The sequence below is a fragment of the Streptomyces sp. 4N509B genome (genome assembly GCF_052245655.1).
In the GTDB taxonomy this organism is placed as follows: Bacteria; Actinomycetota; Actinomycetes; order Streptomycetales; family Streptomycetaceae; genus Streptomyces.
This window is the reverse complement of the sequence record NZ_JBQQBZ010000023.1, coordinates 1-24,576: the sequence shown is the minus strand read 5'-3', so window position 1 is coordinate 24,576 and position 24,576 is coordinate 1. Positions and strand designations below refer to the sequence as shown.

Annotated in this window: 13 protein-coding genes and 2 pseudogenes; 9 read left to right on the top strand and 6 right to left on the bottom strand. The window is 74.8% G+C overall.

Features of this window, described 5'->3' with window-relative positions:
- Positions 1-4: 4 nt before the first annotated feature.
- Together ACTWP5_RS20590 and ACTWP5_RS20585 are read right to left on the bottom strand one after the other, a co-directional pair.
- The gene (locus ACTWP5_RS20590; protein WP_443222506.1) at positions 5-1,123 is read right to left on the bottom strand and encodes an ADP-ribosylglycohydrolase family protein; all 1,119 of its coding nucleotides are present in this window, start codon (positions 1,121-1,123) and stop codon (positions 5-7) included.
- Positions 1,120-3,846 carry a bifunctional FO biosynthesis protein CofGH gene (locus ACTWP5_RS20585; RefSeq protein WP_443222505.1) on the bottom strand — a complete coding sequence of 909 codons (2,727 nt, stop codon included), beginning with the start codon at positions 3,844-3,846 and terminating at the stop codon, positions 1,120-1,122. The genes ACTWP5_RS20590 and ACTWP5_RS20585 overlap by 4 nt, the downstream gene beginning before the upstream one ends.
- A gap of 215 nt (positions 3,847-4,061) precedes the next feature.
- Between ACTWP5_RS20585 and ACTWP5_RS20580 the strand changes: the two genes are divergently transcribed.
- The 4 genes from ACTWP5_RS20580 to ACTWP5_RS20565 all read left to right on the top strand — a co-directional run bounded on the left by ACTWP5_RS20580 (position 4,062) and on the right by ACTWP5_RS20565 (position 12,558).
- Positions 4,062-5,666, top strand: coding sequence for a CehA/McbA family metallohydrolase (locus ACTWP5_RS20580; protein WP_443222504.1), 1,605 nt, complete (start codon positions 4,062-4,064; stop codon positions 5,664-5,666).
- A 101-nt stretch (positions 5,667-5,767) separates the two neighbouring features.
- The gene (locus tag ACTWP5_RS20575; protein ID WP_443222503.1) at positions 5,768-8,719 is read left to right on the top strand and encodes a BTAD domain-containing putative transcriptional regulator; all 2,952 of its coding nucleotides are present in this window, start codon (positions 5,768-5,770) and stop codon (positions 8,717-8,719) included.
- Positions 8,720-8,909: 190 nt separating this feature from the next.
- The gene (locus ACTWP5_RS20570) at positions 8,910-9,257 is read left to right on the top strand and encodes a hypothetical protein (RefSeq protein ID WP_443222502.1); all 348 of its coding nucleotides are present in this window, start codon (positions 8,910-8,912) and stop codon (positions 9,255-9,257) included.
- 1,090 nt (positions 9,258-10,347) lie between these two features.
- On the top strand, positions 10,348-12,558 hold the full coding sequence (locus ACTWP5_RS20565; RefSeq protein WP_443222501.1) for a glycoside hydrolase family 31 protein: 2,211 nt from the start codon (positions 10,348-10,350) through the stop codon (positions 12,556-12,558).
- On the opposite strand, the gene ACTWP5_RS20560 is transcribed toward ACTWP5_RS20565, so the two are convergent.
- On the bottom strand, positions 12,533-13,366 hold the full coding sequence (locus ACTWP5_RS20560; protein WP_443222500.1) for a hypothetical protein: 834 nt from the start codon (positions 13,364-13,366) through the stop codon (positions 12,533-12,535). The two genes, ACTWP5_RS20565 and ACTWP5_RS20560, sit on opposite strands and share 26 nt — an antisense overlap.
- A 50-nt stretch (positions 13,367-13,416) precedes the next feature.
- Positions 13,417-15,627 carry an endonuclease/exonuclease/phosphatase family protein gene (locus ACTWP5_RS20555; protein ID WP_443222499.1) on the bottom strand — a complete coding sequence of 737 codons (2,211 nt, stop codon included), beginning with the start codon at positions 15,625-15,627 and terminating at the stop codon, positions 13,417-13,419.
- Positions 15,628-15,859: 232 nt separating this feature from the next.
- Here ACTWP5_RS20555 and ACTWP5_RS20550 point away from each other — a divergent pair, with 232 nt between their 5' ends.
- On the top strand, positions 15,860-16,747 hold the full coding sequence (locus ACTWP5_RS20550) for a hypothetical protein (RefSeq protein WP_443222498.1): 888 nt from the start codon (positions 15,860-15,862) through the stop codon (positions 16,745-16,747).
- Between the two features lie 66 nt (positions 16,748-16,813).
- Here the strand turns inward: ACTWP5_RS20550 and ACTWP5_RS20545 are convergent, their stop codons facing one another.
- Positions 16,814-19,477, bottom strand: a complete 2,664-nt coding sequence (locus ACTWP5_RS20545; RefSeq protein WP_443222497.1) for an outer membrane protein assembly factor BamB family protein — start codon at positions 19,475-19,477, stop codon at positions 16,814-16,816.
- Positions 19,478-19,969: 492 nt separating this feature from the next.
- Here ACTWP5_RS20545 and ACTWP5_RS20540 point away from each other — a divergent pair.
- Positions 19,970-20,596, top strand: a pseudogene (locus ACTWP5_RS20540) (TetR family transcriptional regulator); the annotation flags it as partial.
- Between the two features lie 499 nt (positions 20,597-21,095).
- Positions 21,096-22,526, top strand: coding sequence for a flavin-containing monooxygenase (locus tag ACTWP5_RS20535; protein WP_443222496.1), 1,431 nt, complete (start codon positions 21,096-21,098; stop codon positions 22,524-22,526).
- Positions 22,527-23,067: 541 nt separating this feature from the next.
- Here ACTWP5_RS20535 and ACTWP5_RS20530 read toward each other — a convergent pair.
- Positions 23,068-23,454 (bottom strand): STAS domain-containing protein, encoded by a 387-nt coding sequence (locus tag ACTWP5_RS20530; protein ID WP_443222495.1) that lies wholly within the window; start codon positions 23,452-23,454, stop codon positions 23,068-23,070.
- Between the two features lie 323 nt (positions 23,455-23,777).
- Between ACTWP5_RS20530 and ACTWP5_RS20525 the strand changes: the two genes are divergently transcribed.
- Both ACTWP5_RS20525 and ACTWP5_RS20520 read left to right on the top strand, forming a co-directional pair.
- Positions 23,778-24,374, top strand: a complete 597-nt coding sequence (locus ACTWP5_RS20525; RefSeq protein ID WP_443222494.1) for an RNA polymerase sigma factor — start codon at positions 23,778-23,780, stop codon at positions 24,372-24,374.
- A pseudogene (locus tag ACTWP5_RS20520) lies at positions 24,371-24,576 on the top strand (hypothetical protein); the annotation flags it as partial. The gene ACTWP5_RS20525 and the pseudogene ACTWP5_RS20520, both read left to right, overlap by 4 nt.

The following is a 24,576-nucleotide window of genomic DNA, read 5'->3' as shown; positions in this document are numbered from 1 at the left end:
GCCCTCACCCCCGCGGATAGCGCTCCAGCCACACCGGCGCCGAGTCGCCGGGGCCGTGGAGGGCGGGGCCCTGGGTCATCTCCATGGCGAAGTCGTCGGCCAGCTCCAGCAGTGTGGCGCGGCCCTCCAGCTCGGCCAGCCACGCCGGGGGCAGGGCCGACTCGCCGTGGAGGGTGCCCAGCAGGTTGCCGCAGACGGAGCCCGTGGAGTCGGAGTCGCCGCCGTGGTTGACGGCCAGCAGCAGGCCGTGGCGCATGTCCTCCGCCACCAGCGCGCAGTACACGCCGATGGCCAGCGCCTCCTCCGCCGTCCAGCCCTCCCCCAGCGACTCGACCCGCTCGGGCGTCGGCATGCCCTGGCGGACCGCGCCGAGCGCCTTCTTCAGCGCGTCGGTGGTCTCCTCGTGGCCCGGCCGGATCGCGAGCTGGGCGAGGGCCTTCTGCACGGCGGCGTCCAGCGAGTCGCCCCGCACGAGGGCGTGGACGATCGCGGCGAAGGCGCCGGCCGCGAGCTGGGCGGTGGGGTGGCCGTGGGTCTGGGCGGCGCACTCGACGCCGAGCTGGAAGACCAGCTGCGGCTCCCAGCCCACCAGCAGGCCGAACGGCGCGGAGCGCATCACCGTGCCGCAGCCCTTGGAGTCGGGGTTCTTCGGCTTCTCGACGGTGCCCATCGCGGCGTCGCCCAGGCCCGTCAGGCAGGCGCGGCCCGGGGAGCGCTGCGCGTAGAGCCACTCCTGGCGGGCGAGCCAGCCGTCGTCGGCGCGCCGCTCGTCCGGGCCCCAGTCCCGCTGCGTGACGTACCAGCGGCGGTACGCGGCGTGGACGTCCGTGGGCGGGTGCCAGGCGCCGGTGTCGCGGCGGACGTGCGCGCGGATCAGGCCGTCCACGGTGAACATCGTCATCTGCGTGTCGTCGGTGATGGTCCCGCGCCGCCCGTACGCCGGCACGTAGTCCGTGACGCCGTCCGGGCCGTGCTGCTCGCGGATCGCGGTCAGCGAGCTGAACTCGACGCCGGCGCCCAGCGCGTCGCCGATGGCGCCGCCGAGCAGGCAGCCGCGGACGCGGCTGCGGAAGTCCTGCTGCTCCGCGCGCCCCCACAGGGCGCCCCCTACCGGTGACGTCACGCACCCACCTCCGATCCGACCCCCGTCTCCGCGACCCCGCTCCCCACGACACCGGCGTCCGCGACCCCGGCCTCCGCGACGCGGTCCACCAGCGGCAGCAGCCTCGGCAGCTGCCCGTCGGCCGCCAGCGCCGCCGCCTCGCGCTCCGCCGAGACCCGGCCGTAGGTCGTCGTCCGCAGCCGGGAGGGGCGGCCGGCGGCGTCGGCGATCGCGCGCAGCTCCGCGACGGAACGGTACGAGCCGTACGTCGAGCCCGCCATCCGGGAGATGGTCTCCTCCATCAGGGTGCCGCCCAGGTCGTTGGCGCCCGAGCGCAGCATCTCGGCGGCGCCCTCGGTGCCGAGCTTCACCCAGCTGGTCTGGATGTTCGTGATGTGCGGGTGGAGCAGGAGGCGGGCCATCGCCGTGACGGCGCGGTTGTCCCGGTGGGTGGGCCCGGGGCGGGCGATGCCCGCCAGGTACACCGGGGCGTTGGTGTGGATGAACGGGAGCGTGACGAACTCGGTGAAGCCCGGCACGCCCTTCTCCTCGTTCTCCCGCTGGACGCGGGCGAGTGTGCGCAGGTGGCCCAGCCAGTGCCGGGGGGCGTCCACGTGCCCGTACATCATCGTGGAGGAGGAGCGGATGCCCAGCTCGTGCGCGGTGGAGACGACCTCGATCCAGGTGTCGGCGGGCAGCTTGCCCTTGGTGAGGATCCACCGGACCTCGTCGTCGAGGATCTCCGCGGCCGTGCCGGGGATGGTGTCGACGCCGGCCTCGCGGGCCGCCGTCAGCCAGTCCCTGATCGACAGGCCGGTGCGGGCCGCGCCGTTGACGACCTCCATCGGCGAGAAGGCGTGGACGTGGATGCCGGGCACGCGGGCCTTCACGGCGCGGGCGATGTCGAAGTACGCCGTGCCGGGCAGGTCGGGGTGGATGCCGCCCTGCATGCAGACCTCGACGGCGCCGACGTCCCACGCCTGCTCGGCGCGGTCGGCGACCTGGTCCAGGGAGAGGGTGTACGCGTCGGCGTCGGTGCGGCGCTGGGCGAAGGCGCAGAAGCGGCAGCCGGTGTAGCAGACGTTGGTGAAGTTGATGTTGCGGGTGACGATGTAGGTGACCTCGTCGCCCACGACGTCGCGGCGCAGCTCGTCGGCGACGCGGCACAGCGCGTCGAGGGCCGGTCCGTCGGCGTGGAACAGGGCCAGGGCCTGCGCGTCGGTCAGGCGCGTCGGGTCGTCGGCGGCGACGGACAGCGCCTCGCGCACGTCCCCGTCGGTCCGCTCCGGCGCCATGCCGGGGGCGGCGAGCTCCCGCAGCTCGGCCCAGTCCCCGTAGACCTCGTCGAAGTCGGCGCGGCGGTCGGCGGCGCGCCCCTCGGTGTCGATGGTGCGGTGCAGCTCGGTGCGGCCGGCCGCCGTCAGGACCTGCTCGGGGTCGACCTCCTGCCACGGCAGGCCGCTCGGCACGGCGTCCTCCCGCGCCAGGCCCGTGTCGGGCTCGACCAGCGCCGTCACGTGCGGCAGGATCCGCGGGTCGAGCCACGGCTCGCCGCGCAGCACGAACTCCGGGTAGACCGGGAGCCGTTCCCTCAGCGAGAAGCCCTCGGCGGCGGTCTGCTCGGCGAGGGCGTCGATCTGCGGCCAGGGGCGCTCGGGGTTGACGTGGTCCGGGGTGAGGGGGGAGACGCCGCCCCAGTCGTCGATGCCGGCGCGGAGGAGCAGCGCGAACTCGCCGGCCACGAGGTTCGGCGGCGCCTGGATGCGGGCGGAGGGGCCGAGCAGCAGCCGGGTGACGGCGACGGTGGCGGCGAGGTCGGCCAGTTCGGCGTCGGGCATGCCGCGCATGGCGGTGTCGGGCTTGGCGCGGAAGTTCTGCACGATGACTTCCTGGACGCCGTGGTACGTCCGCGACACCCGGCGTATCGCGAAGAGCGTCTCCGCCCGCTCGACCGGGGTCTCGCCGATGCCGATGAGCAGCCCCGTGGTGAACGGGACGCTGGAGCGGCCGGCGTCCTCCAGCACGCGCAGCCGGACCGCGGGCTCCTTGTCGGGCGAGCCGTGGTGTGGCCCGCCGGGCTCCGACCACAGCCGGGTGGCCGTCGTCTCCAGCATCATGCCCATGGAGGCGGAGACGGGCTTCAGCCGCTGGAAGTCGGTCCACGTCATCACGCCGGGGTTGAGGTGCGGCAGCAGCCCGGTCTCCTCCAGCACGCGGACGGACATGGCGCGCACGTAGTCCAGCGTGGAGTCGTACCCGGCGGCGTCGAGCCACTCGCGGGCCTCCGGCCAGCGGTCCTCCGGCTTGTCGCCGAGGGTGAACAGGGCCTCCTTGCAGCCCGCCTCGGCGCCCCGCCGCGCGATGTCCAGCACCTCGTCGGGGGAGAGGAACATGCCGTGGCCCTCGCGACGCAGCCGTCCCGGCACGGTGACGAACGTGCAGTAGTGGCAGCGGTCGCGGCACAGGCGGGTCAGCGGGATGAAGACGGACTTCGAGTACGTGACGACGCCGGGACGCCCGGCCGCCTGAAGGCCCGCGTCCCGCACCCGCGCCGCCGTGGCGGCGAGCCGCTCCAGCTCGGCGCCGCGCGCCTGGAGCAGCACGGCCGCCTCCTCGACGTCCAGCGCCACACCGTCCTCGGCGCGGCGCAGGGCGCGGCGCATCGCGTTGGCCGTGGGCGGGCCGTCCGGCCGCGGAGTGCTCCCCGCGGCTCTCTCCGCTGTTCCGTCCGCGCGTGATGTCATGGCCCCGAGCATAAGAGCGGCGGGTGACACGCGACATGGCCGTGATCACTCGTGGGGCGTTCGCGAACGGCCGCCGTGGGCCCGTTCCCGCGCCGTCTCCGACCGTCCGCTCAGCTCCTGACGGGTCTTCTCCCGCACGCCACCTCCGTGTGTGACGGTACTCACTCTCCCCGCGCGCCCCCGCCGCGCGTCCTATTCCTCCCGAAGAGGCCGTTATGTCGCGAGTGACGCGTCGTGCTCTCCTCCGTCTCACGGCTGCCGCACCGGGCGCGGCGGCCGTTACGCTCGCCCCCGTGACCTTCGCCGACAGCTCCGCGCACGCCGACGGACGGGACGACGGGCCCGAGGACGGACCCGACGGCGGGCCCGACCACGGCCGGGACGGCGCCCCGGAGGAAGGCCGCACCGAGACGCGCACGGTGACGGGCCGTCTGGAGCCCGGCGCGCCCGACCTCGTCTACCTTCCGGTCGAGGTGCCGCGCGGCGTCCGCCGGATCGCGGTGTCCTACCGCTACGACCGGCCCGCCGTCCCCGCGGGCACCCCGGGCAACGCCCTGGACATCGGCGTCTTCGACGAGCGCGGCACCGCGCTGCCCGGCGACGGCTTCCGCGGCTGGTCGGGCGGCGCCCGCACCGCGTTCGCGATCAGCGCCGAGGAGGCCACCCCCGGGTACCTCCCCGGGCCCGTCAACGCCGGCACCTGGCACGTCGCGCTCGGCCCGTACACCGTCGCGCCCCAGGGCCTGGCCTACGAGGTCACCGTCACCCTCACCCACGGCCCCACCGGCCGCACCCCCCGCCCCGTCCACCCGCCGACGCGGGCGCGGGGCCGGGGCCGCGCCTGGTACCGCGGCGACTGCCACCTCCACACCGTCTACTCCGACGGCCAGCGCACCCCCGCCGAGGTCGCGGCGGCGGCCCGCGCCGCCGGCCTCGACTTCATCACCACCACCGAGCACAACACCCCCGCCGGCCACGGCGCCTGGGAGGGCCTGTGGGGCGACGACCTGCTGATCCTGTGCGGTGAGGAGGTCACCACCCGCAACGGCCACTACCTGGCCCTCGGCATCGAGCCCGGCACCTTCGTCGACTGGCGCTACCGCGCCCGCGACGGCGCGTACGACCGCTACGCGCGACGCGTCCACCGCGCGGGCGGCCTGCTGGTCCCCGCACACCCCCACGCGCCCTGCGTGGGCTGCGCCTGGAAGTTCGGGATGCGGCACGCCGACGCCGTCGAGGTGTGGAACGGGCCCTGGACCCCCGACGACGAGGCGGCCGTGGCGAGCTGGGACGGCGCCCTCGTCGCGGCCGGCCGCGACGGCACGTGGCTGCCGGCCATGGGCAACAGCGACGCCCACCGCGAGCCGCAGCCCGTCGGGCTGCCGCAGACCGTCGTCCTCGCCGAGGACCTGACGCGCGAGGCGATCCTCGACGGGCTGCGCGCCGGCCGCTCGTACGTCGCGGAGTCCTCCGCCGTCGAGTTGGACCTCACCGTCAGCGACGACCACGGCCGCCACGTCGGCATCGGCGAACGCCTCGACGCCGACGTCACCGGCCCCGACACGAGGGTGACGGTCCGTGCGCGGGCCTCCGGCGTGGCGGGCGGCGGCGAGCTGCGCCTGATCACGGATCAGGGCGTGCTGCGCACCGAGCCCCTGACGGCCGAGGGCTCCGGCGAGCTCACCTGGCAGACCACCGTCTCCCACGCCGCCTACGTGCGCGCCGAGGCCCGCCACACCCCGGCCGACGGCGGCGCCCCGGGCCTGCCGGGCGCGATGGCCGCGATGAGCAACCCCATCTTCCTTGGCGCCCCTTCCTAGGCGGCATAACTAGTCGATAGGCTGTAACGCTTTCGCCTTGGACGCGTAGCGGAGGCGAGGGTTCCACAAGCCCGGGGAAGCGGCAAGAAGCAGGGGACGCCATGGAAGTGGGTGCCATGGGCGAGGAGACCGCAGGTCAGCGCGTCGTGCCCAGTCTTCAGTTCAGCGTGCTGGGTCCGGTCCGCGTGTGGCTCGACGGACAGCCACTGGCCGCCGGCACCCCCCAGCAACGCGCGATGCTCGCCGCCCTGCTGCTGCGCCGCGGTCGGACCGCGACCGCGAACGACCTGGTCGGCGCCCTGTGGGGCGAGGAGCCGCCGCAGAAGGCCGTCCAGACCCTGCGCACCTACGCCACGCGCCTGCGCCGCGCCTTCGGCCCGCGCGCCGACGCCCTCGTCACCGAGGCCGGCGGGTACGCGCTCCGGCTGGTCAGGGGCGACCGGCTCGACGCGGAGCACTCCGAGCAGCTCGTGGCGGAGGCGGAGAAGCTCACCAGCGCCGGGGACCTGTCGCGCGCCCACGAGCTGTACGGCGCGGCGCTGGAGCTGTGGAACGGCGACGAGGCGCTGGCCGGGATACCCGGCCCGGCCGCCGAGCTGCACCGCGACCGCCTGGGCGACAAGCGGATCGTCCTGATCGAGCAGCGCCTCGACGTCGGCCTCCAGCTCGGCCTGCACGCCGACTCCGTCTCCGAGCTGACGGCCCTCACCACGGCGCACCCGTTCCGGGAGCGGCTGCGGGAGCAGCTGATGCTGGCGCTGTACCGCAGCGGCCGGCAGGCGGAGGCCCTGGCGGTGTACAAGGACGCCCGGCGCGTCCTCGTCGCCGAGCTCGGCGTCGAGCCCGGCCCCGCCCTCGCGGAGCTCCACCAGAAGATCCTCAACGCCGACGAGTCCCTGAACCTCGCCGGCCCCCCGCCGGCCACGGTCGGCGCCCCGCCCCCGATCCGCCCCGCCCAGCTCCCGGCGGCCGTCCCCGACTTCACCGGGCGCATCGCGTTCGTCTCCGAACTCGGGAAGGAGCTCGCGACCGCGGGCGGTCGGGTCATGGCGGTCTCGGCGGTCGCCGGCATCGGAGGCGTGGGCAAGACGACGCTGGCGGTCCAGGTCGCCCACGCCGCGCGCGAGCACTTTCCGGACGGGCAGCTGTACGTGGACCTCCAGGGAGCGGGGCCCGAGCCGGCGGAGCCTCAGGCGGTGCTCGGCTCCTTCCTGCGCACCCTGGGCATGCCGGACTCCTCGATTCCCGAAGGCGTCGCGGAGCGGTCGGCGCTGTACCGCTCGCTCCTCGACGGCCGCCGCATCCTGGCGTTGTTGGACAACGCCCGCGACGCCGCCCAGGTCCGGCCGCTGCTGCCGGGAACGGCCGGCTGCGCCACGCTGATCACCAGCCGCCAGCGCATGGTGGACCTGGCGGGGGCGCACCTCGTGGACCTCGACGTGATGAGTCGCGAGGAGGCGCTGACACTCTTCACCCGGATCGTCGGTGCCGAGCGGGTCTCGGCCGAGCAGCAGTCCGCCATGGTCGTGGTCAGCCTGTGCGGCTTCCTGCCGTTGGCCATCCGCATCGCCGCCTCGCGGCTGGCTTCGCGCCGCACGTGGACCGTCGCCGCCCTCGCCCAGAAGCTGAGCGACGAGCGTCACCGCCTCGACGAGCTCCAGGCCGGCGACCAGGCCGTCAAGGCGACCTTCGAGCTGGGCTACAGCCAGCTCAGCTCCGAACAGGCCCGCGCCTTCAGGCTCCTGGGACTGGCGGATGGCCAGGACATCTCGCTCCCCGCCGCGGCGGCGCTCCTCGACCGGGACGCGGAGACCGCCGAGGTGCTGCTGGAGTCCCTGGTGGACGCCTCGCTGCTGGAGTCCGCCGCGCCGGGCCGGTACCGCTTCCACGACCTGGTCCGGCTCTTCGCCAAGGCGTGCGCCGAGCGCGCCGAGTACCCCTCCTCGGCGCGCCACGCGGCGCTGTCGCGCCTGCTGGACTTCTATCTGGCGACGACCGCCGCCGTCTACGCGCTCCAACGACCCGGTGACCGCCGCGTGAACCACCTCCAGCCGACGACCCACCCCGGCCTGGCCTTCGACTCCCCGGCGGCAGCGGTCGACTGGCTGTTCACCGAGGCCGACTGCCTGCTGTCGTGCGCGCAACACGCCACCGACGCCGAACGGCTCCGCAAGGCGGCGGACCTGCTGCTCGTCGCGCTCGACCTCTCGGAGTCCGGCGCCTTCTCCCTACAGTACGAACGGGCCTGCACGGCGGTGTTGGAGGCCGCGGAGGCGGCCGAGGACTGCCTGGCCGAGGGGCGCGTGCGCATCGCGCTCTCGCAGGCCGAACACATGGCGGACCGCCTCGACCTGTCCTACGAGCACGGCCGGCGCGCCCTGCTGCTCGGCGTGGCGGCCGAGGACCCGATCGCCCGCTCGCACGGGGCGAACTCCTGCGGCATCATCGCGCTCTACCAGAACCGGCACGAGGACGCGATCGCGTACCTGACACGTGCACTGGAGGAGTTCCGCGGGGACGGGGACCTTCCCGGAGAGGCCAGCGTCCTCAGCTGCCTGTCCCGGGTCAACCTCAACCTCGACCACGCGAGCGAGGCCGTCGCCCTGGCGGAGGAGAGCCTCGGCATCCTGCGCAGGGTCGGCTCGCCGCTTCGTCTGGCCAACGGCCAGTACACCCTGGGGATGGCACTGGCCGCCAACGGTCAGTACGCGGCCGCCGTCGCCCAGCTCAACGACGCGCTCACCGGCTTCCAGTCCAACCGCCAACGGCTCTGGGAAGGGCTCACGCTCTTCCGCCTCGCGGAGGTGCACCTCGCCACGGACCAGGCCACCGAGGCCGCCCCGATGGCCGAACAGGCGCTGGCGCGGCTGCGGGACACCGGAGGGCCCTCGTGGCGGGCCAACGTGCTGACGGTCCTGGGGCGCGCGCTCGACGACACCGGACACACGGGGCGTGCGCGAGCCTGCTGGGAGCAGGCGTTGGAGATCCTCGACAGCAACGGGAGCCCGGAAGCCGCGGATGTCCGCAACCTTCTGGCGTCCGTGACCGTCTGAGTAGGCAAGCCTTCCGCCGTCGGAACGTTGGTGCCACGAGGACGTTGACCGAACGTTTATCCGGTGCTGCGACGCTCTGGCGCGCGGCTCGCCCTCGGGGCGACGGCGAGAGCAAGGGGGGTCCGTTCACGGGCGCGAGGACTGCCCTGGACGGCCTGGATTCCAGATGACGACACATGGGGGTTTCACCTTGTCCGAGACCAGGACACACGACAGCGACGCCACCAGCACGCCCAAGCAGGGCACGAGCAGGGACCGTCGGGACGAGTCGGCCGAGGGCGTCGTCGAGCCCACCGACTTCTACCCGAAGGACGAGCCCGTCAAGGAGCCTGTCGGCGAGCCGACGGACTTCTACCCCAAGGGCGAGTCCACGGACAACGGGGGTGTCGAGCCGACGGACTTCTACCCGAAGAGCGAGCCCCGGAAGACGGGCGGCGTCGAGCCCACCGACTTCTATCCCAAGAGCGAGCCCAAGAAGGCCGGCGACATCGAGCCCACCGACTTCTACCCCAAGAGCGAGCCCCGGAGCGGCGAGTAGCCGCCGACGTCGGAGCGAACTCCGAGGGCGTTCGGTCGCCCACCGCCATGCCGATCATCGCTGTCGGTTCTCACTACAAGCAATGCGGGCATCAATACGAACAAACGTTGCCTCAGGTGGCGCGTCACCCGGCGTGACCACCAGGGGCAGCCCGCCTCCACCAGGGAGTCTGCATGTCAGGAATGCGGAGAATCCTTGCCGCCTGCGCCGTCGCGGTCGCGCTGGTGGCAGGGGCAGCAGCACCCGCCTTAGCCGACCAGCCGGCGGCGGTTGCGCATGACAGCGGTTCGGCCCCGAACGACTTCTGGCCCAAGTAATCGAGTGAGGGCCGGGACAACCACATCCGCACAGCCACACTCGTCAGGGGTGGGTCCGCCACGGACCCGCCCCTACGTTTATTACACGTTTATGACGGGCTGTCATGCTCAGAGCTACCGGTCGGAAGCAGGGGTGCTCGACCGGCCTCCACAGGGGGTGCCTGCCCGGCGACTGCGGGGGAGTCGCCGGACAGGCACCACGCTCTGGGTTCGCCGGCTCGGACGGCGGGGAGGGGAGCCGTCCGCGCCGAGCCAGAGCCCCGGCACCAGGCCCGGGCGAGAATCCGGGCAGCAGCCCCGGGCAGGAGTCCCGGGCCGCAAGCCCGAGCCGCCACCGGCGACCGGGGCCGGGACCGAGAGCGGGGCCGGGCCGAAACCGAGACCGGGGCCAGGGCCGGGGCCGAGTCCTCTGGAGGGCGCGGCGCCACGACGGGTCGCCCGCGACGAGGCGGGCGAGGAGAACGGCACTCGTCGGGCGTTGATTTTTCGTTTATGGCTGACTGGCAGTCTCGACAGTGGCCGACCGGAAGCAGGGGTGCGCGGTCGGCCTCAAAAGAGGCTGTCCGGTGGAGTTGGGAGAAACCACCGGACAGCGGGGGGGACCCGGGTCTGGGGGGACCCGGGGACCACGGGGGGGATGGGGGAAAGCGGGGGGAAGCGGGGGGAAGCTGGCCCGGATGGCGTGGAGGGGAAGCCGTCCGGGCCAGAGCCGTTTCCGCCCCCGCCCCCGCCCGAGCACGTTAGAGCCGGTGCGCGCCGGGTACCCCGGCGGCGTGGTGACGCGGACAGACCCCTATGTCGCCGCCGAGCCGGCGGCCGCCGAGGAGTACCTGCGGGTGACGTTCGCCTCCGGCCGCACCGTGCGGGTCTCGTGCACCGTCCCGCTGGAGGGTGTCCTCCGGCTGCGCGCCCGTGCCCCCGGCTCGCCGGCCCCGGAGGACCCGTGGGAGGACCCGCGCGAGGACCCGCGGCGCCTGCCGGACCCCGTTCTGTCGAACGGGCTCCCCCACCGCCCCGCGCGGCTGACCCGCACACCCGAGGGGATCGAGATCAGCGGCCCCGGCGTCCACGCCCTGTGGGAGGCCGGGCGGCTCGACGGAGCCGACCACGAGGAGGGCGCGCCGCAGGCCCTGCGCTTCGGGGCGTTCCACCGCTTCTCCGAGCCCGAGGGCGACACGCTCCCCTTCCACGCCGGGTACGTGCCGCCGTCCCCGGGCGAGCCGGCGCGGTGGGTGGAGACGATCCACCTCACGCCCGACACCGCCGTCTACGGCGGCGGCGAGAGCTACCAGGGCATCGACCTGCGCGGCCGGCGCCGGCGCCTGCGCAACATCGAGGAGAACCGGGCCGCCGGCCGCGACTCGGCGTACCTCAACGTGCCGCTGCTGTGGTCGGACGCCGGCTGGGGCATGTTCGTGCACGGCGGCGGACCGATCACCGCGGACCTCGGCGCCACCCACGCCGAGGCCGCCCGCGTCGAGATCGTCGGCGACGAACTCGACCTCTTCCTCCTCAGCGGCGACGCGCCCACCCTCCTCGACCGCTACCTGGCCCTGACCGGCGCGCCGAGCCCGCTGCCTGAGTGGGCCTACGGGGTGTGGATGGGCCGCAGCTCGTACTTCACCGCCGAGGAGGTGGAGCACAACGTGGCGGAGCTGGCCGACGCCGGCTGCCCCGTCGACGTGGTGCACGTCGACGAGTGGCTCGACGCGTGCGTGCTGGCGGACGCCTCCTGGAGCACGGGCCCCGACCGCGCCCGCTTCCCGGCCGGCTGGACCCGCCCGCTGGCCGACCGCGGCACCCGCGTCAGCCTGTGGATCAACCCGTACGTCACGCGCGGCACGCCGCTGGCCGAGGAGCTGACCGCCCGCGGCTTCGTGCTGCGCGACGCCGAGGGACGGCCTGCCGCCACCTCCGACAACCCGAGGAACCTGCTGCTGGACTTCCTCCACCCCGAGGCCCGCGAGTGGTGGTGCGAGCGGCTGGCCACGACGCTGCGCGAGGAGGGCAACGCCGCCGTCATGGCCGACTTCGGCGAGGAGATCCCCGCCGACGCGGTCTTCGCCGACGGCAGCACGGGCGTGGAGCGACGCAACAGCTACGGCCTCTTCTACCAGGAGACCGTGCGCGAGGCGGGGCGGCGGGCCCGGCACGGCGACTTCGTGCCCCTGGCCCGCTCCGGCACGGCGGGATCGCAGCGCGACCCCGCCCACTGGGCGGGCGACATGCCGTCCACCTGGAGCGGCCTGATCTCCAGCCTGCGTGCCCTGCTGTCGATGTCGCTGAGCGGCTTCTCGGCCGTCACGCAGGACGCGGGCGGGTACTGGACGCCGGCCTCGTACCGGCGGGGCGAGGAGCTGCGGGCCACGATGACGCCGTACGAGATGGTCGCCGACGTCGAGCCCGAGTTGTACGGGCGGTGGGCGCAGTGGGCGGCGTTCTGCCCGATCATGCGCTTCCACGGCACCGGGCGCCGCGAGCCGACGGCCTACCCGGAGCCGGCGCGGAGCGCGGCCCTGGCCGCCTGCCGGCTGCGGCAGCGGCTGCGGAGCTACCTCGTGACGTCCGCACCGGGTCACGCAGGCGGCGGGGAGCGGCTGCCGTTGATGCGGCCGATGCCGTTGGCGTACCCCGGCGACCGCGCCGCCCGCGACGCCCGGTTCCAGTACCTGCTCGGCCCCGACATCCTCGTCGCGCCGCTCCTGGAACCCGGCGGCTCGCGCCGGCTCTACGTGCCGGACGGCGCGTGGACGCCCCTGGTGGGCGCCGAGCCGCTGGAGGGGCCCGGCTGGCGGCGGGTGCGCTGCGCGCCCGACCAGTACCCGGCCTACGTCCGTGCCGAGCGGGGCGTGGCGGGGGTGCTGGACGGCGCCGGGGAGGGTGGGGTCGCCGGGACGGGCGGGACGGCCAGGAACGGCGGGACCGGCGGGACGGGCGGGACGGGCGGGACGGGCGGGATCACCCCAGGCTCGCGAACGGGTTGACGTCCCCCAGCTCCTCGATCTCCACGGTCTGGTCGGCGGGCGGGGCCGTGGCGTCCACGGGCTCGCCGAAGTCGCTGAGGGCGAACTCGCCGGTGGTGTCGCCGAAGAGCTCGGAGGTGCTCTCCATGGTGGTACGCAGCAGGTACGGTTCCCCCTCGGCGGCGACCAGGTACGTCGCGTCGATCCTGTCCTCGCCGTCGCGGTACTCCCAGCGGATGGTGTGCGCGCGCTGGCCGAGGACGGCGGTGTCCTCTCCTCTGAGCCACTCCACGCGGGCGCCCGTCTCCTCGGTCTGGGACTCCTGCTCCTCCACCGAGACGAGTTCCTCCCAGTCGCCGCAGACGTTGGCCACGCCGCTGAGGGAGGGGTGATCCGCCGGACCGTGGACGTAGCTGTCGTGAAACGCGCCGCCCGCGCCCGCCCCGGCGTCCTGCCACATCCGCTCGTCGGGCTTGGCCCACACCTCCTCGCCTCGCGCGACGAACTCGACCGTGCCCACCTCGCTGTTGGTGACCTCACCCACGCAGGTGCCGTCGGAGTCCCTCGCGTAGTCGACCTCGGTGGTGGCCATCCCCGAGACGGTGTAGGTGACCCGGCCGGAGCCGGCGTTCACGACCGCGTCCATCGCCCGTTGCAGCATCTCCTCTGGGGGCAGCGCCGCCAGTTCCTCGCCGCCGCCCGCCTCGGGCTTCTGACCGCTGCCGCCGCCGAGCTGGCCGGGACCGCCCTCGTCACCGCCGCCGCACGCCGCCAGCGAGGCCGCCACCGCCACCGCGACGGCCGCCCCGCCCAGCCTTCGTGTCCGCACAACCGCTCCCCGTCCGTGCCGTGTTGGGTGTCGCTCACCCGCCCCGGACCCTAGTCGAGCCAGACGGTGACCGTGAGGGGGAGGTGGTCGGAGGCCGGGCTGTCGAGGATGCGGAAGTGTTCGAAGGTGACGGGCTCGCCGCCGAAGATCCAGTCGACGCGGCGGTGGGGCGGGACGTGGGTGACGCGGTCGGGGTTGCCGGCCACGTCCTGGGCGCTCGTGAAGCCGGCCTCCAGCACGGTGTCGACGATCCGTGAGTCGGGCTCGGCGTTGAAGTCGCCCGCGAGGACGGTGTGGGCGTGGTGGCCGCGGTCGAGGGCGGCCAGCACCTCCTGGAGCTGGGAGGCGCGGGCGCTGGAGGCGGCGCCGCTGCCGCCGCCCTCCAGGTGGGTGGTGGCGATCCGCGCGGTCTCGCCGTCGGCGAGGCGGACCGTCACGGAGGCGTAGGAGCGGTCCATGCGGCCGTCGCCGCGCGGCAGGCTCCCGGTCTCGCGGTCGACGACGGGGAGGCTGGTGAGGATGACGTTGCCGAACTGGCGGTCGGCGGCCGGGGACCAGACGGCCTCGGCGTCGAGGCGGCGCTCCAGCCAGCCGACCAGGTCCAGGCCGCCGGCGGCGGACCAGCCGCGCGGCACCTCCTGGAGGACGACGACGTGCGCGCCGGAGTCGCGGATGACGCCGAGGATCTCGTCGGGGACGACCTCGCCGTCGCCCTTCACGGCGAAGTGCACGTTCCAGCTGAGGAGGCGGTAGGCGCCGCCGGCCGTGTCGGTGGGCAGGGGGGCGGGGGCGGAGCGGACGGCGTTGGCGAGGGGCGGGTAGGCCAGCAGGAGCGTGGCGAGCAGGAGGGGGAGGAAGGGGCGCGACAGGCGTGGCGACACGCCGACGGTGGTGGGGGCGGGTGCGGAGGCGGGGGCGGCGCTCGGGTCCCTGGCGGTGTCCGTGTCGGGCTCCGTGGTGATCTCGGCGTCCGGGTCCGTGGTGGCGTCGGCGTCCGGGTCCGTGGTGGCGTCGGCGTCGAGGGCCGTCGCGGCGCGTCCGGCCGGGACCTTCACGGCGGTGGCCGCGGCAGCGGCGGACGCGGTCGCGAACCAGGCCGCGGCGGCGAGCGCGACCGCGCCGAGGACGGGCCACCACCCCGGCACGATGCGCAGCTGTACGGGCAGCACCAGCACGGCGTAGGCCAGGCCGCCGCCGCCCCCCGCCACGGCGAGGTCGACGAGCGCTCCCCGGCCCGTCGCGAGGCGACGACCGAGCGCGGCGGCGGTGACGGCCGGGAGGACGGCGAGCGCGACGGCCGTGGCCACGGGGACCAGCACGCCGTTGCCCGGCAGCAGGAAGAACGTCAGCGCGGCGGCGACGAGCACCGTGGGCACGGCCCAGACGGGGGCCCGGAGCGGTGCGGTCGGCACCCTGGCGCCGGCCAGGCGGCCCGGGAGGAAGCCGGGGAGCGACCGAAAGCCCGCCCCCGAGGATCCCGAGGACTCCGAGGTCTCCAAGGTCTCCGAGGACTCCGAGGACTCCGAGGACTCCGAGGGCTTCGGAGGCCCGGCCGAGGGCCAGGAGAGGGCCCAGACGCCGAGGAGGGAGCCGGTCGCGATCCACAGCCCGGCCGCCGTGGTGGAGATCCCGGCCTGCGCCGCCACGTAGCCGGGCGCGGCCAGGAACACGCCGTAGAGCGCGAGGAGCGGACCGAGCAGCCCCAGTTCGGGGCCGGAGGCGCCGGCGGGAGTGGCGGTCGGCGGCGCGTGGTACGCCTCGCGGGCGAGGACCGCCAGCGAGGCGGCGAGCGCCAGCGCGACCCCCCAGCCCCACAGCCCGCCCCGCCACACGGGGTCCCACAGGTCGAGCGGCACGCGCAGCGCCACGTCGGCGGCGACGGCCAACGCGACGGCCCGCAGCGCGCGTGCCGTGCCGCCGGCCGCCGCGCAGCGGCGGACCGCCAGCACGAGCGAGACGAGGGCGAGGGCGAGGGCCACCGCGACGATCAGGGCCGTGCGGCCGGCGGGGAACTGCACGACGAGGCGGGCCAGCGCGAGCCCGGCCACGGCCGCGGGCAGGGCGCTGCGCACGCCGAGCCACCACACCGCCGGACCCGCCAGCGCGGCGCCGGCGAAGCCGAGCACGGTCAGCGTCGCGGCGCCGGCCGAGGTGCCGGTCGTCGTGCCCGCGACACGCAGCAGTTCCACCGTCGTCAGGGTGATGACCGCCGTCAGCAGCGTCAGCGTGCGCGTGGCGAGCGCGGGTGCGGGGTGGCTCATGTGCCGTGAGGCTAGCGGCACTACGGCGTGGGACGGGCCCCGGGGCCGGATGACCACGGCCCGACGTCCGCCCGGCACGGGCGCGGAGCAGCCGTGGAACGGGGGCGGCACGGGGACGGCGCGCGGGCACGGAACGGGCCGGGACTGGTCGGAAGCGGCCGGGAGCGGCCGGAAGCGGCGCGGGACACGGGTCGGGGTGCGAGGGGGCGCCGAGGGTCGTAGCGTCGAACACATGGACCGTTCGACGGGACAGACCACGACGAAACGGCACTGGTTCCGCAACGCGCTGGGAGGCCTGCTGGCGGCGGTCGCCGCCGCGTTGGCCCTGGTCAGTCCGCTGTTCGACTGGTACGGCGAACGCCAGGGACGCGACTTCAGGCTCGGGGACCTCTTCTCGGGCGACGGCATCTCCACCGACAACGCCGGGCTGCTGAGCGGCGTCTTCGTGGTGATGCTGATCGCCGCCGTGCTGCTGGTGCTGGCGATCGCGATGCGCCTGGCGTGGCTGATGGCGTTGGCCTCGCTGATCGTGCTCGGCATCACCATCCTGTGGATGGTGCGGCAGTACCAGGTGGCGGACACCCTGTCCGTCAGCCGGGAAGGGCTCGGCGAGGGGGTGGCGTGCGCGCTGGTGGCCGGTGTGCTGGCGCTCGCGGGCGCCGTCGCGACCTACGGGCGCGGACGCGGGCGGCACCGGCGCGGCCGGCCGGCGGCGGCACCGGAGCGCGCGGAGCCGGCGCGGGGGGAGCCGCAGGCCCAGCCGGCGCCCGCGCAGCAGCCGCAGGCGGCGCAGCCCGCGCAGCCCATGCAGCCGGCACAGCCGGGCCAGCCGGTGCAGCAGCCTCCCGCGCAACCGGCGGCGCCGCCGCAAGCCCAGCCGGGCCAGCCGACCCAGCCCCAGCCGGCGGGGACCCAGCAACAGCCGCAGGCCCAGCCCGCCCCACCGCCGCCCGCGCAGCCTCCTCCCCCGCCGCCGCACGAGCCGGGCCACCAGCGGGGAGGCCGGCTGCTGCACGGCCCGTGGCGGAAGCGGACGAGCCGGGAGGAGCAGCCTCCCGGTCAGCCCGGTCAGCCCGGTCAGGAGGAGGAGCCGCCGGACCACCGCCGCGGCGCCGCCTGAGCCACCGGCCGCAGCCGGGAGCGGCCGGCGGGAGCCCCGAGCCTGTCCGGGCCCGGCGCCGCCGGCCTACGACTTCTGTCGGGACTGCCGCGTGCCCCACGCCGCGTCGAGGGCGTAGACGCAACGGTCCTTGCTGCACGCGAAGACCATGCCGGCGTTGTCCGCCCCGCCACCCACGACGGGCGTGCCGGTGATCGCGCCGCCGGTCTCCAGCTTCCAGCTGAGCCGACCGCTGACCGCGTCGACCGTGTACAGGCAGTGGTCCTCGGAGCCGAAGTGGACCCGGCCGCCGCTGGGGACGGGCGAGCCCGCGATCGTCCCGCCCGCCGCGAAGCGCCACCGTGGCGTGCCGCTGACGGCGTCCAGGGTGTACATGGCGGAGCCGCTGCCCAGGTGGACCAGGCCGTCCGCGACGACCACCGGCTCCGTCGACTGGCGGGCCTCGGTGGCGATGCGCCACCGGTCGTCGCCGGTGGTGACGTCGAGGGCGTAGACCGTGCCGAGGTAGTCGGCGAAGTAGATGCCGCCGGCGCCGCCGCGGTCGGGCTGGTACGCGGGCGGGCACAGGATCGCGGCGGGGGCGTCGAAGCGCCACCGCTCGGCGCCGCTGGCCGCGTCGAGCGCCAGGACGCGCGAGCCGGCGCACACGTACACCACGCCGTCGGAGGTGGGCAGCGTCCGCACCGGCACGCCGCCGGTCGTGGAGCTGTCGCCGACGGCGTACCGCCACAGCTCCTGGCCCGAGCGGGCCTCCAGCGCGTACAGCTGGCCCTCCCCCCAGGCGTAGACGGTGCCGTCGTGCACGACGGGGCCCGTGTCCTCGGACTCGAAGTCGCTCTGGGCGCCGGTCAGCTCCCACAGCTGCTCGCCCGTGCCGGCCTCCCACGCCTGCACTCCCCCGCCACGGGTGGCGGTGACGACGGTGCCGCGCGCGGCGCGCAGGGCGTAGACCCACGAGTCGGTCGAGACGCGCCACTGGTCCGCGCCGTCGGTGGCGTCCAGCGCGTAGAGGCTGGGGCCGTCCGAGGCGAACAGCCGGCCGGAGCTGACCGCCATGGACCAGGCGACCTCGCGGGTCTTGAACTGGCGGCGGCCACTGGCCACGTCCAGCGCGTGCACCTCGAAGGACGTGACGTAGACCAGGCCGCCGCGGACGATGGGCGTGCCCCACAGGTCGTTGTTCATCCGGAAGCGCCAGGGGCCCCAGGCGGTGCCGGGCTGGCCCGAGGCGCCCGAGCCGCCGGAGGCCTGGGCCGGCACGGAGGGCGCGGCCGGGCCGCCGGCGCTGGCGGCGTCGCCCTGCCGGACGGGGCCCGAGGGCTGGGCGGGAACCGACGGGGCGGGCGGGGTGGCGTGCGCGGCGGGGCCCACGTTGGCCGTGGCGGGGCTCGGCATCGCGGTGGCGGCCGAGGGCTCCGCCGGCGGGCGGGCCCAGTCCGGGGAGGGAGCCGCGCCCGACGGGTCCGGGCCGCCACGGTGGGGCCCCGGACCGATCGGCACCTGCGAGCCGGGCAGGCGCACGGGATCGCCGTGGCCACCCTGCGGCGGGACCGGCTGGGACGGATGAGCCACGGGCTGCGACGGATGGGCCACGGGCTGGGACGGGTGAGCCGGCTGCGACGGGGGCGAGCCGTGCTGTGACGGATGCGGCGGCGGAGGCGGCGCGGCGAACGGGGGCGCGGGCGGCGCCATGCTCGGCGGCGGCGGCGACGGTGGCACGGCGTGGGAGCGCGGCGCGTGCGGCGACGGGTGCGAGGACGGCGGGCCGACCGGCGGCGGTGGCACGGGCCGCGGCATGGAGGGGGGCGAGGACGGCGGCGGCTCGGGGATGCGGGGAGCGCGCCCCTTGCGCCGCTCGATGAGGGCGACCGCGCCCGGCGGCAGCCAGGCCGAGGCCGTGCCGCTGTCGTCACCACCGGAGAAGAGGTGCGGCGCGAGCTGGGCCTGGAGGTCGTTCGGCGTGGGCCGGTCCTCCGGCTTGTGCACCATGAGCGCCTCGATCAGCGGGCGCAGCTCCTCCGGCAGCCCCTCCAGGTCCGGGCTCTCGCGCAGCAGCATGAAGACCGTCTCCACCGGGTTCGCCCCGTGGTACGGGGGGTGGCCGGTGGCCGCGAAGACGAGGGTGGAGGCGAGGGAGAACACGTCGCTGGCGCCGGTCACGCTGCGGGAGTCCCTGGCCTGCTCGGGCGACATGTACGCGGGGGTGCCGACGGCGACGTTCGTCATGGTCAGGCGCGTGTTCGAGACGCCGGAGGCGATACCGAAGTCGATCACGCGCGGGCCGTCCTCGACGACCAGCACGTTGGACGGCTTCAGGTCCCGGTGGACGAGGCCCGCGTTGTGGATGGACTGAAGGGCCTCGGCGACGCCCGCCGCCAGCCAGCGCACGGCCTGCGGCGGCAGCGGGCCGCACTCGCTGACGATCTCCTCCAACGAGGGGGCGGGCACGTACGCCGTGGCCAGCCACGGCACGGCGGCCCGCGGGTCGGCGTCGACGACGGCCGCGGTGTAGAAGCCGCTGACGGCGCGGGCAGCCTCGACCTCCCGGGTGAAGCGCACCCGGAAGAGCTGGTCCTCGGCCAGCTCGCTGCGCACGGTCTTGATCGCCACCCGCCGCCCGGAGGCGGAACGGGCCAGGTACACCAGCCCCATGCCCCCGGCGCCGAGCCGGCCGAGCACCTCGAACGGCCCGATCCTTCGCGGATCGTGCTGCGTCAGCTGCTCCACCATCTGCCTGGCACCTCCCCGTCAGGGCGTTCTCGACATGCCGCCCTTCACGCAGCATCTCATTGCCCATCGAACCCGCACATCGTCACGCCTTCTGCCACGCCTTCCGGCGAGCCATCCGGGGCGATGGACGTCTCAACAGATTCTTCCCTCCGGGACTGACAGTGGCGAACCCGGGGCAGCGGACCGTTCGCGGTGACGGGCCGTGTCCGGGCCGTCGACCTCGGGTTTTCTCCGGGCGTCGGATGTCGTGCGGGCCCCGGGGCGGCCGGGCCCCGCCTTTCGCCACCGCGTCGGCCTTCTCGACGCCTTTCCGAATCCGCATACGATCCGCTCCCCCTTCCCACGAGATCCTCTGCCCGATCCTTACGGGATCCCCACCTGCTTCCCCGTGGATCCCGACCAGAAGGTGGGAAAAACAAGGCCGGAAGTGGCCTGGAACCCGTTCGGATGCGGTCAGATAGCGATTTGATCACGTGTCGATAAGCTGACGGCATGACAGGACAGGTAACAACAGTTGACGGCCGGGTAGCCGGCCGACGTGGCCAGGCAACACGCCAGAAACTGCTCGACTGTCTCGGAAAGATGCTGAGTAGCTCGCCGTACCGGGACGTCAAGGTGATCGATGTCGCTCGCAAGGCGGGCACCTCGCCGGCGACCTTCTACCAGTATTTTCCGGACGTCGAGGCGGCTGTTCTGGAGATCGCCGAGGGAGCGGTCGCGGAAAGCGCCGAGCTGTCGGATCTGGTCGACGGGCGTTCCTGGGCCGGCCAGTCCGGCAGGGCGGCGGCGGAGGAGCTCGTCGACGGCCTGATGGCGTTCTGGCGCAGAAACGACGCGATCCTGCGGGTGATCGACCTGGGCGCCGCCGAGGGCGACCGCCGTTTCGTGAGAATCCGCACCCGGGTGCAGGGCGGCGTGGTCAAGCCGCTCGCCGACGCGGTGGACCAGGCGGGCAGGAGCACGGAGGTGTCGGGGGCGGCCGTCGCGAACGCGCTGGTCACGATGCTCACGGCGGTCGCCTCGCAGCCCAAGAGCCTTCAGGCGCTGGGCGCGAAGCAGACGGACCTCAGGCCGGCGCTCGTGCTGCTGGTGCATCTCGGCGTCACCGGCAGGAAGCCCGCGCCCGGCGGAGGGACCGCCGCGGGGAAGGCGCCCAGGAAGACGGCGGCCAAGGCCGCGAAGACCGCCAAGACCGCCAAGACGGCCAAGGCGGCCAAGACCGCGCGGACGGCCAAGGCCACGAAGTCCGCCAGGACGGCCAAGACCGCGAAGACCGCCAAGACGGCGAAGAGCGCCAAGACCACGAAGTCGGCCAGATCCGCACGGTCGACGCGGCCGGCGAAGAAGGCGGCCGCGCCGTCCTCGGGATCGACGAGCGCGGCCGAGTCGCCCGAGTCCTGACATGACCGCCCGTACCTGAATGAACCGCCATGTCATGTCATGCCATGCCTTGACGGAGAGCCCCTGACAGCTACTGACACGACAAGCTGACAGTGACGAGGGAACGGGGCTGACGCCGCCCGGTTCCCGTCCGCCGGACCGGCGCGTTCCTCCCGCCGCGCGCCCCGTGGTGAGCGCGGGCAAGCGAGGACGAGCGCGGCTGCGTATTCTCATGCACATGCCGAAGAACCCGGCGAAGGCCCCCCTGCCGGAAACGCCCGGATCACCGGGATCCCCGGCTGTCGCGGCCCCCGACACCACGAGCACCACCAACATCGCGGATGCCGCGAAGACCCCGCGGACCGCGCGGACCGCGCAGACCGCGCAGACCGACGACCGCGCGTCCGACGACGCCACCCGAGCCGACAGCGCCCCCCGAGCCGACGACGCCACGCCGGCCGACGACGCCTCACGCGCCGCGAGGACGATCCGGGCCGACCCGACGCACGGCGGGAACGACCACCCGGTCTACGTCGTGGGCGCGGGCCCCGGCGGGCTCGCCACCGCCGCCGCCCTCGGCGCACACGGCATACGCGCCGTCGTCGTGGAACGCTCCAGCGACGTCGCGGCCTCCTGGCGCACCCACTACGAACGGCTGCGGCTCCACACCACCCGCAGGTGGTCCTCGCTGCCCGGCCTCCCCATACCCCGCTCCGCGGGCCGCTGGGTCCGCCGCGACGACTTCGTGCGCTACTGCGAGGAGTACGCCCGCTTCCACCAGCTCGACCTCGCCACCGGCGTCACCGTCGCCCGCGTCGACCAGGCGGCGGACCGCGACGGCTGGGTGCTGCGCGCCAACGGCGGCCGCGAGCTGCACGCCTCCGCCGTCGTCGTCGCGACCGGGTACAACCACACCCCACGCCTCCCCGACTGGCCGGGCATGGACGGCTTCACCGGCGAGCTGCTCCACGCCGCCGACTACCGCCGCCCCGACCGCTACGCCGGCCGCGACGTGCTCGTCGTCGGCGTCGGGAACACCGGCGCCGAGATAGCCGCCGACCTCGCCTTCGGCGGCGCCGCCCGGGTCCGCCTCGCCGTCCGCACCGCCCCGCACATCCTGCGCCGCTCCACCCTGGGCTGGCCCTCCCAGGCCAGCGCCGTCCTGGTGCGGCGCCTGCCGGTCCGCATCGTGGACCGCGCCGCCCGCCAGCTGGAGCGGACGCTCCCGAACCTCACCGAGTACGGGCTCCCCCGCCCCGACACCGGCCTGTACACGCGGGTCCGCGAGGGCGCGATCCCGGTGCTGGACACCGGCAGGACCGGCCTGATCCGCGCGGTGCGGCGCCGCCGGGTGGAGCCGGTCGCGGCCGTCGTCTCGTTCGACGGCGACCGCGTGACGCTCGCCGACGGCGAGGTCGTCGGCCCCGAGGTCGTGATCGCCGCCACCGGGTACCGGCGCGGGCTCGAACCGCTGGTCGGGCACCTCGGGGTGCTCGACGGCCGCGGCTGCCCGCTGGTCCACGGCCGCGAGACCCACCCCGCCGCGCGCGGCCTGTACTTCACCGGCTACGCCAACCCCATCAGCGGCGCGCTGCGCGAGCTGTCGAGGGACGCCCCGAGGATCGCGGGCGCCATCGCCAGGAGCCGACGGGAACGCCGCAGGGCCTGATGCCACGACGGGCCCCTCCCCGGGCGGGGAAGGGCCCACGGGGTGACGACGCGTTCGCCGAGGCGGGCTCGCGTGGGACCGCCTCGACGTCCCCTCGCAGCGCGTCACCCCGGCCCGGGCCGCCCCGCCTCCAGGGACTCACCTGGGCCTTTCCCTAGGGTGATCAGGCCACCACGAGACGTCAATAGGTGGCCGGTGCCTCGGGGGTGGGCGCCCGGCGGACGAGGGCGCGCTCACGCGCGGGCGCACGAGATGCGCACAGGGTGGCCTCATGCCCCGGCGCGCTCCGTCACGTCCGCGCCGTCACCGGCGGGCCATGGCGGGTCATCCGGCCATCCGACATCGGACATCCGGCCCAGATACCCGGCCCAGATTCCCGGCACCCGGCACCCGGCCGTGCAGCCACCCGGCCATGCGACCAGGCGAGCGGCACCCCGCCCCGGCCCGACCGCCGTGGACCCGGCTGACCGCCGTGGGCCCCGTTGGCCCGGTCCGCGACGCGAACCCCGGGAGAGACCGTCCCCGCCGGGACCCGCCCGCCTCAGACCGGCCGGTCCAGCGAGCTCGACGCGGGCGCGGCGCCGATCGCCGAGGCCACGTCGGGATGGCAGTCGAAGAGACGACGCAGGCCGAGCGCGGCCAGCACACGGTTCACGTGTGAGCCGTCCTCGGCTCCCTGAGCGGGCAGAATCAGCCGCAGCTCGCCCGCGCAGGACCGCATCAGGCGACGCGCCGCGACCAGCACTCCCACCCCGCTGGAGTCACAGAACAGCACCTCGGAGAGGTCGAGCACCACCAGCCGCCGGCCGGTGGCGACGGCCTCGTGCACCTGCTGGCGCAGTGTCGGAGAGGTCACCAGGTCGAGCTCGCCGACGACCCGCACCACGGTCCACTCGCCCCACTGCTCTTCCTCTACCTTCAACGCCACGCCGCGCAGCCTCTCCGTCTCACCGTCGGTCCGCGTGCCACGTCGGACACTCCCCGACCCTATGGGCGAACTGCCCACTTTTCTGGTGACCACGCGTTCGAGTCGCCCGACGTGACCGGATCGCTGCGGTCCCCTTCGCCGCTGGGGAACGATCGGGACGGTGGAACCGCCGGACGCTCACGGTCTTTTGCCGTGTGTGCCCGGCGCGCACCGGCGTTCGGGGGCGCGCTCGCGCAGTCCCCCGCACTACATTTGACGGATCAGGGCCGGTCGGTCGTCCCGATCGCCGCGACGGCTGAGGCTTCGGGAAGGATGGGTGCCGCATGAGGCACGAGACGCCGCCGCACTGGGACCGCAGCACGCGGGACAGACTGCTGGCCGGCGAGGCCGCCGCCCTGGGAGAGCTCTACGACCGCTTCGCCTCCCTCGCGTACGGCATCGCCCAACGGATCCTCGGCGACGAGGAGGACACCGGCCGCGTCACGGAGGAGGTCTTCGCCCGCCTCTGGGAGTGCCCCGAGGACTACGACCCCGAGCTGGGGCCCATGCGTTCCTGGGTCGCCGCCGAGGCGCACCGCCGCGCGGTCGACCTGCTACGCGAGCGGGTCAGACGCGCCGAGCGGGGCGACGGCGCGGCGGAACGGGACGGCCGGTGCGGCCGGGCCGACGCGGAGTCCGCGGCCGGCGCGCTGCGCGCCGCCGCCACGGCGGCCCGCGCGGACTACATCTTCTCCGCCATGCCCCTCCCCCTGCGCGACGCGCTCCACCTCACCCGCTTCGAGTACAAGGACTACCGGCGGACGGCCGGCAGGCTCGGCATAGCCGAGGCGGAGGCGTGCCGCAGGATCCGCCTGGGCCTCCAACTGCTGTCCACCGCGGCCGAGTATCCCGTGGACGGCGTCCGGGAGGAGCACAGGTGATGGACACGGACGCCGAGGGCGGCGGGGAGCGGGACGAGCAGGCCGGCACGGTCGAACGGCACCACCAGGTGCCGCGCCAGCGGACCGGGGAGGAGCCGCCGGGAACACCGATGCCGCTGACTCCGCCGACGCCGCCGACGCCGCCGTCCGGCCCGGCGGTCGAGCCCGTCGAACCGACCGCGCCCGCGCCACCTCCCCCACC